The sequence below is a fragment of the Alicycliphilus sp. T452 genome, assembly GCF_054512775.1.
This window is the reverse complement of the sequence record NZ_JBTNEH010000016.1, coordinates 65,514-77,830: the sequence shown is the minus strand read 5'-3', so window position 1 is coordinate 77,830 and position 12,317 is coordinate 65,514. Positions and strand designations below refer to the sequence as shown.

The following is a 12,317-nucleotide window of genomic DNA, read 5'->3' as shown; positions in this document are numbered from 1 at the left end:
CCCTGCGCCATGGCCCGGCCCGCTGCCCCCCGCCGCGTGCTGCCGGTCATCGTGTTCTCGCAGTTCGCGGCCACGTCCCCGTGGTTCGCGGCCAATGCGGTGATGCCCGACCTGCAGCAGGCCTGGGGGCTGCCGGCCGGCGCCGTCGGAACGCTGACGGCCGCCGTGCAGCTGGGCTTCGTGGCGGGCACGCTGGTCTTCGCGCTGCTGATGCTCGCGGACCGCTTCCGCCCGACGCGCGTCTTCCTGGCCTGCGCGGCGCTGGGCGCGGCCGCGAATGGCCTCGTCGCCACGCTCCACGGGGGGCAGTGGACGCTGCTGCTGGCGCTGCGCTTCGCCGTGGGCTTCCTGCTCGCGGGCATCTACCCGGTGGGCATGCGCATCGCCGCCGGCTGGTACCGCGAGGGGCTGGGCGCGGCGATGGGGGTGCTGATCGGCGCGCTCGTGCTGGGCACGGCGCTGCCGCACGGGCTGCGTGCCGCCGGGGGGCTGGCGCTGCCCTGGCAGGGCGTGGTGCTGTGCGTGTCGGCGCTCACGCTGCTCGGCGGCCTGGCGACCGCGGCCCTGGTGCCCGATGCGCCGCGGCCCGCGCGCGGGCCCCGGCTCACGCCGCGCGGCCTGGCGGTGATCTGGACCGACACGCGCGTGCGCGCCTCGGTGTTCGGCTATTTCGGCCACATGTGGGAGCTGTATGCGTTCTACGTGCTCGTGCCGCTGATCCTGTCCAGGCATCTGGCGGGCGCGGGCCTGAGCCTGGCGGCCTTCGCGGTCATCGCCGCGGGCTTCGCGGGCTGCGCCGCGGGCGGCCTGGCGGCGCGGCGCCTGGGCAGCGCGCGGGTGGCCGCAGCGCAGCTGGCGATCAGCGGCCTGTGCGGGCTGGCCAGCCCGCTGTTGCTGGATGCGCCGCTGCCATGGTTCATGGCGTGGCTGGTGCTGTGGGGCGTGACGGTGGTGGGGGATTCGCCGCAGCTCTCCACCCTCACGGCGCACAACGCTCCGCCCGAGATGGTGGGCAGCGTGCTCACCTTCGCCAACGGCATCGGCTTCGCGATCACGGTGCTGAGCATCGAGCTGTTCGTGCGCGCCGCGCAGGTGCTGCCGCTGGCGCGGCTGCTGCCCTGGCTGGCCCTGGGCCCGCTGCTGGGCCTGTGGATGCTGCGCCCCCTGCTGCCGCGCAGGCCATGAGCGTCACCTGCGGGCGCGGGGCCGCCAGGCCGACCAGGCGGCGGCCAGCAGGATCAGCGCGCCGCCGGCCAGCGTGCCGGCCGTGAGCCGGGATGCGCCCAGCAGCACCGACGAGCCGCTGGCGAACACCACCTCCGACAGCATGACCACCGCCGTCGTGCCCGCCGCCAGGCGCGCCGCGCCGAACTGCAGGGCCCAGTTGCCCGCCATCAGCAGCAGCGCCAGCAGCGCGGCCACCGTGATCCAGGTGGCGTCGGGCGGCGGAAACGCGGTCACCAGGCCCACGGACCGCCCCAGGCCGGCCGCCAGCAGCGCCAGCAGCATGCAGCCGCCGAACATGGCGAACATGCGCGCCTGCCCCGGCACGGCGTGCAGGCGGCGCACCGTGACGTTGGTGAGCGCGAACATGAAGCCGCCCAGCAGCGCCAGCATGTCGGCCAGCGTCAGCGCGGAGAACAGGCGCCGCACGCCGCCCTCGGCGGGCCACAGCACCAGCAGCACGCCGCAGAAGGCCAGCAGCAGCCGCGCCAGCGCCTGCGGCGTGGGCCGCTCGCCCAGGATGCGCCAGGCCAGCAGTACCGCCCAGGCCGGCATCAGGTAGAACAGCAGGATCACGCGCACCACGTCGCCGATGGTGATGGCCCAGTTGAAGGCCACGTTGTTCAGCCCCGAGCTCAGCGCCAGCAGCCACAGGCCCGGGTGCGCGCGCAGCCGGGCCAGCACGTCGGGGCGCAGCGCCAGCATCGCCGCGAGGATGGCGCAGTACATCAGCGCCGTGGCCCACAGCGGGTGCAGGCCCGCGCCCTGCATCTGCCGGAACGGCCACCAGGACAGGCCCCAGACGAAGGCGTTGAACAGCAGGGCCAGTGCGGGAAGCGGTGAATGCATGCAAAAAGTGCCTGCAGCGCTCTCCAGTCGAGCGCAGGCAGCTATCGAAACGATATCAATGGTGGTCCCGGCGCGCCATCTTGCGCAGCTGCACCATTTCCTTGGGGTAGCGGCGCACGTTGTGGACATGCCAGCGCAGGATGGCCAGCATCACCAGCGCCACCAGCAGGCCGAACGCGGCGATGGCGCCATAGGCCGACAGCCCCAGCTTGGTGAACAGGCTGTAGAGCACGCCCATGCCCAGGATGGCCGCCTGCTCGTTGAAGTTCTGCACCGCGATGGAGCGGCCCGCGCCCATGAGGTTGTGGCCGCGGTGCTGCAGCAGCGCGTTCATGGGCACGACCAGGAAGCCGCCCAGCCCCCCCAGCACGATCAGGAAGGGCACGGCCAGCCAGATGCTGTGGATGGCGTTCATCAGGATCACCAGCAGGCCCATGGCGATGCCCAGCGGAATCACGCGCGCGGCGTGCTCCAGGCGCATGCGCATGGACGCCAGCACCGCGCCGGCCGCCGTGCCTATGGCCACCACGCCCACCAGCGCCGACGCCTGCGTGGTGCTGTAGCCCAGTGCGGCGGCGCTCCAGGCCAGTACGATGTAGCGCAGGTTGCCCGAGACGCCCCAGAACAGCGTGGTGGTGGACAGCGAGATCTGCCCCAGCCGGTCGCGCCACAGGCGCCGGTTGCAGGTCCAGAAGTCGGGCAGCAGCGCAACCGGGTTGCGCGGCATGGGGCGCATCTCCACGCCCGTGAGCGGGATGCGCAGGTTGAACCAGGCCGCCAGCATGTACACCGGCACCAGGGACAGGATGGCGGCCTCGGCCGGCAGGTCTATGCCCAGGTCCACGCCCGGCATGTCGAAGCCGAGCAGCAGGCCCGAGATGTGCGGCGCCACCAGCTGGCCGCCCAGCAGCACGCCCAGGATGATGGAGGCGATCGTCAGCCCCTCTATCCAGCCATTGGCCTTGACCAGCTGCGAGGCCGGCAGCAGCTCGGTCAGGATGCCGTACTTGGCCGGCGAATAGGCGGCGGCGCCCAGCCCCACCACGGCGTAGGCCAGCAGCGGATGCGAGCCGAACAGCATCATCAGGCAGCCCACTACCTTGATGGCATTGCTGATGAACATCACCCGCCCCTTGGGCATGGCGTCGGCGAACGCGCCCACGAAGGGCGCCAGCACCACGTAGAACAGCGCGAACATGGGCACCAGGGCGGCGCGCTGCCATTCGGGAGCGCCGCTGCTGCGCAGCAGCTCCACCGCGGTCACGAACAATGCGTTGTCGGCCAGCGAGCTGAAAAACTGCGCCGACATGATGGTGTAGAAACCGCGCTTCATCGGATGGCTGGTGGCTCCACCAGCGCAGCCGATGGATTGTGAGAATTCGAAACACTCCGTGGAGCGACGGGCGGTTATATCACGCAGGCCCGGCGGCCCGGTGCCAGAATGGCCCCCCACCGCTCCGTAGAAACACCCCCATGCCGCGCCCCATCCTCGCCACGATCCACCCCGCCGCCGTGCAGCACAACCTCGAGCGTGCGCGCCGCGCCGCGCCCGACGCGCGCGTGTGGGCCGTGGTCAAGGCCAACGCCTACGGCCACGGCATCGAGCGCGTGTTCGAGGGCCTGCGTTCGGCCGACGGCATCGCGCTGCTGGACCTGGCCGAGGCCGAGCGCGTGCGCGCCCTGGGCTGGCGCGGCCCCATCCTGCTGCTGGAGGGCGTGTTCGAGCCGCGCGACCTGGAACTGTGCTCGCGCCTGTCGCTGTGGCATGCCGTGCACTGCGACGCGCAGATCGACTGGCTGGCCGCCCACAAGACCCAGGCGCCGCACCGCGTGTTCCTCAAGATGAACTCCGGCATGAACCGCCTGGGCTTCACGCCCGCACGCTACCGCAGCGCCTGGGCGCGGCTGAACGCGCTGCCGCAGGTGGACGAGATCTCGTTCATGACGCATTTCTCCGACGCCGACGGCGCGCGCGGCATCGCCCACCAGGTGCAGGCCTTCCACCAGGCCACGCAGGACCTGCCGGGCGAGCGCTGCATCGCCAACAGCGCCGCCATATTGCGCCACGGCGGTCAGGCCCAGGTGCGCCTGGACTGGGTGCGCGCCGGCATCGTGCTGTATGGCAGCGCGCCCGACCATCCCGAACGCACGGCCGCCGGCTGGGGCCTGGAGCCGGCCATGACGCTGGCTTCGCGCCTCATCGCCGTGCAGCAGCTGCAGGCGGGCGACACCGTGGGCTACGGCTCGCGCTTCACGGCCGACGGGCCGCTCGCCATCGGCGTCGTGGCCTGCGGCTATGCCGACGGCTACCCGCGCCACTGCGACACCGGCACCCCGGTGCTGGTCAACGGCGTGCGCACGCGCACCGTGGGCCGCGTGAGCATGGACATGATCACCGTGGACCTCACGCCCGTGCCGGACGCGGGCCTGGGCGCCGAGGTCACGCTCTGGGGCCGCGCGGGCAACGGCGCCGTGCTGCCCATCGACGAGGTGGCGCAGGCCGCGGGCACCGTGGGCTACGAGCTCATGTGCGCGCTCGCGCCGCGCGTGCCCGTCTCGGTGGGCTGAGCTTGCGCGCCGCCGAGCGGCGGGCAAAACCATTTTGCAAAAATTGTCTTTGGATTTGTCTTGCATCAAGAGGGCAGACCGGGTTTCCCCGAAGAATGGACTCACAGCGTATCGACACAGTTCGCGACCAAGAAAGAAGTGGAGTCCCCCATGAAGCAGAAGTCCCCCTCCGTCCGCCATGCCGCACGCTTCGTGCTGGGTGCGGTGTCCATGGCCGCCCTGCTGATGGCCGTCCCCGCGCGTGCGCAGGAACCCGTGCAGCCCATCGCCAGCCCCAAGGTGACCAGCCCCGCCAAGGTCGAGCTGGGCAAGAAGCTGTGGTTCGACCCGCGCCTGTCGCGCTCGGGCTTCATCTCGTGCAACTCGTGCCACAACCTGAGCATGGGCGGCTCGGACAACCTCAAGACCTCCATCGGCGACAAGTGGCAGAAGGGCCCGATCAACTCGCCCACCGTGCTCAACTCCAGCCTGAACCTCGCCCAGTTCTGGGACGGCCGCGCCAAGGACCTGAAGGAGCAGGCCGGCGGCCCCATCGCCAACCCGGGCGAGATGGCGTTCACGCACGGCCTGGCCGTGGACATGCTGCGCTCCATCCCGCAGTACGTGGCCGAGTTCAAGAAGGTCTTCGGCCATGACAAGCTGAGCATCGAGGAAGTGACGGCGGCCATCGCCGCCTTCGAGGAAACGCTGGTCACCCCCAACGCGCGCTTCGACAAGTGGCTCAAGGGCGACAAGAAGGCCATCAACGCGCAGGAACTGCGCGGCTACCAGCTCTTCAAGGGTTCCGGCTGCGTGGCCTGCCACAACGGCCCCAACCTGGGCGGCAACTCGTTCCAGAAGATGGGCCTGGTCGAGCCCTACAAGACGGACAACCCGGCCGAGGGCCGCTCCGCCGTCACCGGCAACGACGCCGAGCGCTTCAACTTCAAGGTGCCGACGCTGCGCAACGTGGAGCTGACCTACCCCTACTTCCACGACGGCGCCGCCGACACCCTGGCCCAGGCCGTGGACACCATGGGCCGCCTGCAGCTGGGCAAGAAGTTCACCGAACAGGAGAACGCCGACATCGTTGCCTTCCTGAAGACGCTGACCGGCGACCAGCCCAAGATCGCCATGCCCATCCTGCCGCCGTCGAGCGACAAGACCAAGCGGCCCCAGCCGTTCGAGTGACGCGCTGCAACCCATGAAAGCCGGCCCGCTTGCGGGCCTTTCACAGGCCGGATCCTTGCAAGGGGTTCCGGCCTTTTTTCAAGCCAGGGCCTGCTGCACGGCGGGGCGCTGCGCCATGCGCTGGCTGTGCGCCTGCACCTTCGGGAACTCCGCGATGTCCACGCCGTCGCTCCTGAGCCAGCCGGCCACGGTGAACAGGTAGCCGTCGGCCACGCTATAGCGCTCGCCCAGCACCCAGGGACCCTGGTCCGCGTTGGCCAGGTAGTGGCGCTCTATCACCGCGAAGCAGTCGCGCATGTTGGCAGGCACCTTGCGCTGCATGGCGGCCTGGGCCTCGGGCTCGTCGGCCCAGCGGCTGGCGCGCGGGCGGTGGGCGTGGGCCACGTGCACGGTGGACGCCAGGAAGCTGAGCAGCTCCTGCATGCGGGCAAAGGCGAACGGGTCGTCCAGCGGCGCCAGCCGTGCCTGGGGGAAGCGCTGTGCCACGTAGGCCAGCAGCGCCGGTGTCTCCGTGAGCACGCCGTGCTCGGTGACCAGCGCCGGTACCCGCCCCTTGGGGTTGATGGCCAGGTAGGCGCTGCTGCGCTGCTCGCTCGCCGCGAAGTCCAGGCGCACCGCCTCGTGCGGGGCGCCGGCCTCGTGCAGCGCGATGCGCACGGCCAGGGCGCAGGTGCCGGGGGCGTAGTACAGGGTCAATGCAGCCATGGTGGTGCTCCTTCGATGAGAGCTGCTTGCGCAGCCTGGTTAACGGTTCAAGCCTGATTCGATTGCAAACGCCCATTTCCGGCGCGGCGCGCCGGGCGCGCGGGTGAGCGCATGTCCCGGGCCGATTGTCATCGTTATAGTGCCCACCCCATGGCCAAGGACAAAACCCTCTACACCTGCAGCGAATGCGCCGCCACCAGTCCGCGCTGGCTGGGCAAATGCCCGGGCTGCGGCGCCTGGAACACGCTCATCGAGACCGTGCCCGACGCCGGCCCCGGCAAGAACCGCCTGAGCGGCGCGGGCCAGTACGCCGGCCTGGCGCAGGCGCAGGCGGTGATGCCGCTGGCCGCCATCGAGGCCACCGAGGTGGCGCGCACGCCCAGCGGCATCGAGGAGCTCGACCGCGTGCTCGGCGGCGGCGTGGTGGAGGGCGGCGTGGTGCTCATCGGCGGCGACCCGGGCATCGGCAAATCGACCCTGCTGCTGCAGGCCATGGATGCGCTGCACCGCGTGGGCCTGCCCACGCTGTACGTGACGGGCGAGGAAAGCGGCGCGCAGGTGGCGCTGCGCTCGCGCCGCCTGGGGCTGGAGGGCAGCCAGGTGAACGTGCTGGCCGAGATCCAGCTCGAAAAAATCCTCGCCACCATCGAGGCCACGCAGCCGGCGGTGGCGGTGATCGACTCCATCCAGACCATTTATTCCGACCAGCTCACCAGCGCCCCGGGCTCGGTGGCCCAGGTGCGCGAGTGCGCGGCGCACCTCACGCGCATGGCCAAGGCCACGGGCATCGCCGTGATCCTGGTCGGCCACGTGACCAAGGAGGGCGCGCTGGCTGGTCCGCGCGTGCTGGAGCACATGGTCGATACCGTGCTGTACTTCGAGGGCGACACGCACTCGAGCTTTCGCCTGGTGCGCGCCATCAAGAACCGCTTCGGCGCGGTGAACGAGATCGGCGTGTTCGCCATGACCGAGCGGGGCCTCAAGGGCGTGGCCAACCCCAGCGCCATCTTCCTCTCGCAGCACAGCGAGCCCGTACCCGGCTCGTGCGTGCTGGTCACGCTGGAGGGCACGCGCCCGCTGCTGGTGGAGATCCAGGCGCTGGTCGATGGCGGCGGCCCGAGCCCGCGGCGCCTCTCGGTGGGCCTGGAGCGCGACCGCCTGGCCATGCTGCTGGCGGTGCTGCACCGCCACGCGGGCGTGGCCTGCGCGGACCAGGACGTGTTCGTCAACGCCGTGGGCGGCGTGCGCATCAGCGAGCCCGCGGCCGACCTGGCGGTGATGCTGTCCATCACCAGCAGCCTGCGCGGGCGCGCGCTGCCCAAGGGCTTCATCGCCTTCGGCGAGGTGGGCCTAGCCGGCGAGGTGCGCCCCGCGCCGCGCGGCCAGGAGCGCCTGAAGGAGGCCGCCAAGCTGGGCTTCACCGTCGCCGTGGTGCCCAAGGCGAACGCGCCCAAAAAGCCCATCCCCGGCCTGGAGATCCACGCCGTGGAGCGCGTGGACGAGGCCATGGCGGCGGTGCGCGGCCTGGGCTGAAACTCAGTCCTGGGCCTCGAAGCCCGAGGCCTTGACGATGGGGCTCCAGGCGGCGCGCTCCTTGAGCATGCGCTCGCGGGCCTCGGCGCCGGGCTTGCCCACGACCTCCAGGCCGAGGTCTTCGAGCCTGGCGGCCGTGGCCGGGTTGCGGGATGCCTGGATGAAGGCCTCCTGCAGGCGCGCCTTGACCGGCTCGGGTGTGGCGCCGCTCACGTAGGCGCCGTACCAGCTGGTGGCGTACTCGAACTGCCTGTAGCCCTGCTCGAACGCGGTGGGCACCTCGGGAAGGGCCTTGATGCGGCGCGTGCCGCTGACCCCCAGGAAATGCAGCTTGTTGCCCCGGTACAGCGGCATCATGCTCGCGACGGCATCCCAGCCCATGGAGACGTTGCCCGACACGACATCCACCAGCATGGGCGTGGCGCCGCGGTACGGCGTGGGCGTGACGCTCAGGCCCAGCTCCTTGCTCAGTGCGAAGGCGCCCAGGTGGCCGGCGCTGCCTATGGACGCCAGCCCCAGGCTGCCCTGGGCAGGGTGCTGCTTGAGCCACTGCACGTACTGGTCCATCGTCTTGTAGGGCGCGTTCACGGCGGTGGCGATGACGGTGGGCACGTCGGTCAGCAGGGCCACCGGCACCAGGTCCTTGTCGGGGTCGTAGCTGAGCTTCTTGTAGGTCAGGGGGAAGATGGTGAACATCGGCGAGGGGCCGATGAAGACGGTCTTGCCGTCGGCCGGCGCCTTCTTCACGTAGTCGAGGGCCAGGCGCGAGGATGCGCCCGGCTTGTTCTCGACCAGCACGTTGCCCAGGCCGTCCTGGCGCAGCTGCTCCGCGTAGATGCGCGCGAGCGAATCGGCCGCGCCGCCGGGCGCGAAGCCCACCACGATGCGCGTGAAGTCGCCCTCCTGGGCCTGCGCGGCCGGGCCGCATGCGAGGGCCAGGGCGGCCAGCGCGCCGGCGAGCACCGCGTGGCGGCGCGAGGATGTCGTCATAGGGGGTATCTCCATTCCTTGGGTTTATGGCATGTCAGGCCAGGCCTGCAGCAGGTTGAAAGAGGTCTCCAGGCAGGCTGCCGCCTGCAGCATCTGCGCATCGCAGAACATGGGCGCGACGATCTGCAGGCCCACCGGCAGCCGCTCGGAATCGAAGCCGCACGGGATGCTGACGGCGGGATGGCCCGTCATGTTGAACGGCATGGTCCAGGGGTACCAGTTCGCGCGGATGTCGCCCATCCCGGCGCCGTCGATCTCCATGCGGTCGAAGATGTCGGTGCCCAGCGGCAGCGCCGTGCGCGCGAGCGTCGGCATGACCAGGAAGTCCGCGCCGTCCAGCCAGCCCTGCACGGTGTGAAAAAGTCGGGAGCGCGCGAACATCGCGTTCTGGTAGTCGAGCGCGCTGTAGTCCTGCGCGCTCTCGATCTGGCGCCGGAACGTGGCGCTCAGGGCGTCGCCATGCTGCTGCACCAGCGGCGCGAAGCGGGCGCGCCAGACCGTGTGGTTCACCGTGCGCCAGAGGGGCTCGATGTCCAGCTGCGCCTCGAACGGCTCCACGCTTCCCCCCAGCGACTCGATGTGGCGCAGTGCCTGCCGGAACGCCTGCTCCACCTGCGCCGACACGCGGCGCCCGTGCGGCGCGACGTTGCAGCGGAAGCGCTTGCCGCGCAGGTCGCGCGCCGCCCGCACGGCCTGCACGTGATCGACGGCCGCGCGCCCCTGGGACCAGGGGTCGCACGGGTGGGGGCCGGCCATCGCGTCGAGCATCAGCGCCGTGTCCAGCACGGTGCGCGTGGTCGGCGTGACGTAGGTCTGGTTGCCGAAGAGATCCAGCGCCTGGCTGTGCGGCACCACGCCGATGGTCTGCTTGATGCCCACCACGCCGTTGCAGGCGGCGGGGATGCGCGTGGAGCCGCCGCCATCGGTGGCGACGGCCAGCGGCGCCATGCCGGCGGCGACGGCCACCGCCGCGCCCCCGCTGCTGCCGCCGCAGGTGTGGCGGGGGCTCCATGCGTTGGGCGTGGCGCCGAACAGCGGCGCGTCGGTGAAGCCCTTGGAGCCGAACTCGGGCGTCGTGGTCTTGCCGATCAGGATCGCGCCGGTGCGGCGCAGCCGGGCCACGCAGACGGCGTCCTCGGCGGGGACGTTGCCGCGCAGGGGGAGCGCCCCGAAGGTCGTGGCGACGCCCCGGGTGTTGACGATGTCCTTCACGGAGAACGGCACGCCGTGCAGCGCGCCCAGGGCGTCGCCGCGCATGACGGCGTCCTCGGCGGCCCGGGCCTGCGCCAGCGCCTGGTCCGCGCACACGGTGATGAAGCAGTTCCGCCGGGGCTGCTGCGCCGCCACGTGCGCGAGGATGGCGATGGTGGCCTCCACGGGGGAGATGCGCCTGCAGCGTATGGCGCGGGCCAGTTCGGCCGCGGGCCATTTCCACAATTCGGGGGGCATGGCCGAAGGCGGGGGGAGGTCGTTGTTCACTCTGTGTTGCCGCCGCGGCGGGTGCATCGTCTCCAGGGTCCGGGGATTATCGGCCGCGGGCGGACCGCGCCGCAATGCCGGTAACTACGCACGACCCGCAGCCGCGCCCCTGCGCGCGCATAGGACAATGCGCCCATGAATTTGCGCAAGATCCTCGTCCCGCTGGGCATCGTCGCCCTCGTCATCGCCGGCTATCGCACCTACGGCCTGCAGGGCATCCTCACCGTGAGCGGGGGGCTGGTCATGTGGGGGCTGCTGCATTACACGCGCCTCATGAACGTGATGCAGAAGGCACGGAACAACCCGATCGGCTACGTGGGCAGCGCCGTGATGCTCAACGCGAGGCTCAAGCCCGGCGTGAACCTGATGCACGTGGTCGCCATGACGCGCGCGCTGGGCGAGCAGCTGTCGGCCGAGGGCCAGGAGCCCGAGGTGTACCGTTGGACGGACGGCACGCAGTCGCACGTGACCTGCGAATTCGTCAATGGCCGGCTGGTGCGCTGGAACCTGGTGCGGCCGGCGCCGGGCGAGGACCCCGCCGGCGAATCGTAAAATAGCCGGCTTTGCGACCCACGCAGTTTCTGTAAAGGATCACCATGAGCCCCGTTGTTCCCTCCATGGCCGACCGTGACGGCAAGATCTGGATGGATGGCCAGATGGTGGACTGGCGCGATGCCAAGATCCACGTGCTGACCCACTCGCTGCACTACGGCTGCGGCGCCTTCGAAGGCGTGCGCGCCTACAAGACGGAGCAGGGCACGGCCATCTTCCGCCTGCAGGAGCACACCGACCGCCTGTTCAACAGCGCCAAGATCCTGCGCATGAAGCTTCCTTTCACCAAGGAAGAGGTGAACGAGGCGCAGCGGGCCGTGGTGCGGGCCAACAAGCTGGAATCGTGCTACCTGCGCCCGCTGACCTGGATCGGCTCCGAAAAGCTGGGCGTCTCGCCCAAGGGCAACAAGATCCACATGATCGTCGCGGCCTGGGCTTGGGGCGCCTACCTGGGCGAGGAGGGCATGGCGCGCGGCATCCGCGTCAAGACCAGCAGCTTCACGCGCCACCACGTCAACATCACGATGACGCAGGCCAAGGCGTCGAGCAACTACACCAACTCCATCCTGGCCAACATGGAGGCCACCGACGACGGCTACGACGAGGCCCTGCTGCTCGACAGCGCCGGCTTCGTCTCCGAGGGCTCGGGCGAGAACGTGTTCATCATCAAGGATGGCGTGGTCTACACGCCCGACCTGTCGGCCGGCGCCCTCAACGGCATCACGCGCAACACCGTGCTGCACATCTGCAAGGACCTGGGGCTGGAACTGGTGCAAAAGCGCATCACGCGCGACGAGGTGTACATTGCCGACGAGGCCTTCTTCAGCGGCACGGCCGCCGAGATCACGCCGATCCGCGAGCTCGACCGCGTGCAGATCGGCGGCGGCAGCCGCGGCCCGCTCACGGAGAAGATCCAGACGGCTTTCTTCGACATCGTCAATGGCCGCAATCCCAAATACGCCCACTGGCTCACCAAGGTCTGATCACGCCATGCCTCAAGCAATCGTCGAACTGCTCGCCAAGGACCTGGACGGCAATGGGGGCGTGCACTGCCCCAACCCCAAGGCGGACATGAAGCTGTGGAACGGCCATCCCAGGGTATTCCTCGAGATCGCCCACCAGGGACAGGCGCAGTGCCCGTATTGCGGCACGCTGTACCGCCTCAAGGCGGGTGAGATTGTTCACGCGGGTCATTGACACACGACCTCGCCCCGCAGCCGCGCAGGTTGCGGGACTTGAGCGATCGG

The 12,317-nt window shown here is 70.3% G+C and carries 12 protein-coding genes; 7 read left to right on the top strand and 5 right to left on the bottom strand.

Annotation, left to right across the window (positions count from 1 at the left end; translation table 11 throughout):
- Positions 1-9: 9 nt before the first annotated feature.
- Positions 10-1,185 (top strand): MFS transporter, encoded by a 1,176-nt coding sequence (locus tag ACX12L_RS14930; RefSeq protein ID WP_459263310.1) that lies wholly within the window; start codon positions 10-12, stop codon positions 1,183-1,185.
- A 3-nt stretch (positions 1,186-1,188) separates the two neighbouring features.
- Here ACX12L_RS14930 and ACX12L_RS14925 read toward each other — a convergent pair whose 3' ends face one another.
- Positions 1,189-2,073 carry a DMT family transporter gene (locus tag ACX12L_RS14925; protein WP_459263309.1) on the bottom strand — a complete coding sequence of 295 codons (885 nt, stop codon included), beginning with the start codon at positions 2,071-2,073 and terminating at the stop codon, positions 1,189-1,191.
- Positions 2,074-2,128: 55 nt separating this feature from the next.
- Positions 2,129-3,406 carry a lysophospholipid transporter LplT gene (gene lplT, locus ACX12L_RS14920; protein ID WP_459263308.1) on the bottom strand — a complete coding sequence of 426 codons (1,278 nt, stop codon included), beginning with the start codon at positions 3,404-3,406 and terminating at the stop codon, positions 2,129-2,131.
- Between the two features lie 140 nt (positions 3,407-3,546).
- On the opposite strand from lplT, the gene alr reads away from it, so the two are divergent.
- Together alr and ACX12L_RS14910 are read left to right on the top strand one after the other, a co-directional pair.
- Positions 3,547-4,641 carry an alanine racemase gene (alr, locus tag ACX12L_RS14915; RefSeq protein WP_459263307.1) on the top strand — a complete coding sequence of 365 codons (1,095 nt, stop codon included), beginning with the start codon at positions 3,547-3,549 and terminating at the stop codon, positions 4,639-4,641.
- Between the two features lie 150 nt (positions 4,642-4,791).
- Entirely contained in the window at positions 4,792-5,811 is a 1,020-nt protein-coding gene (locus ACX12L_RS14910) for a cytochrome-c peroxidase (RefSeq protein WP_459263306.1), read from the top strand.
- Between the two features lie 78 nt (positions 5,812-5,889).
- On the opposite strand, the gene ACX12L_RS14905 is transcribed toward ACX12L_RS14910, so the two are convergent.
- Positions 5,890-6,516 carry a glutathione S-transferase family protein gene (locus tag ACX12L_RS14905; RefSeq protein ID WP_459263305.1) on the bottom strand — a complete coding sequence of 209 codons (627 nt, stop codon included), beginning with the start codon at positions 6,514-6,516 and terminating at the stop codon, positions 5,890-5,892.
- A 150-nt stretch (positions 6,517-6,666) separates the two neighbouring features.
- Here ACX12L_RS14905 and radA point away from each other — a divergent pair, with 150 nt between their 5' ends.
- Positions 6,667-8,049 (top strand): DNA repair protein RadA, encoded by a 1,383-nt coding sequence (gene radA, locus ACX12L_RS14900; RefSeq protein WP_459263304.1) that lies wholly within the window; start codon positions 6,667-6,669, stop codon positions 8,047-8,049.
- Between the two features lie 3 nt (positions 8,050-8,052).
- Here the strand turns inward: radA and ACX12L_RS14895 are convergent, their stop codons facing one another.
- Both ACX12L_RS14895 and ACX12L_RS14890 read right to left on the bottom strand, forming a co-directional pair.
- Complete coding sequence (locus tag ACX12L_RS14895; protein WP_459263303.1) at positions 8,053-9,039, bottom strand: Bug family tripartite tricarboxylate transporter substrate binding protein; 987 nt, start codon at positions 9,037-9,039, stop codon at positions 8,053-8,055.
- Positions 9,040-9,063: 24 nt separating this feature from the next.
- Positions 9,064-10,488 (bottom strand): amidase, encoded by a 1,425-nt coding sequence (locus tag ACX12L_RS14890; protein ID WP_459263302.1) that lies wholly within the window; start codon positions 10,486-10,488, stop codon positions 9,064-9,066.
- A gap of 165 nt (positions 10,489-10,653) precedes the next feature.
- Here ACX12L_RS14890 and ACX12L_RS14885 point away from each other — a divergent pair, with 165 nt between their 5' ends.
- From ACX12L_RS14885 to ACX12L_RS14875, 3 genes are read left to right on the top strand one after another with little or no spacing between them, the layout of a single operon-like run.
- A complete protein-coding gene (locus ACX12L_RS14885) occupies positions 10,654-11,070 on the top strand; it encodes a glycerate kinase (protein WP_459263301.1) in 417 nt (138 codons plus the stop codon).
- 44 nt (positions 11,071-11,114) lie between these two features.
- On the top strand, positions 11,115-12,053 hold the full coding sequence (locus tag ACX12L_RS14880) for a branched-chain amino acid transaminase (protein WP_013517213.1): 939 nt from the start codon (positions 11,115-11,117) through the stop codon (positions 12,051-12,053).
- 7 nt (positions 12,054-12,060) lie between these two features.
- Complete coding sequence (locus tag ACX12L_RS14875; protein WP_013517214.1) at positions 12,061-12,267, top strand: zinc-finger domain-containing protein; 207 nt, start codon at positions 12,061-12,063, stop codon at positions 12,265-12,267.
- The last annotated feature ends 50 nt before the right edge of the window (positions 12,268-12,317 follow it).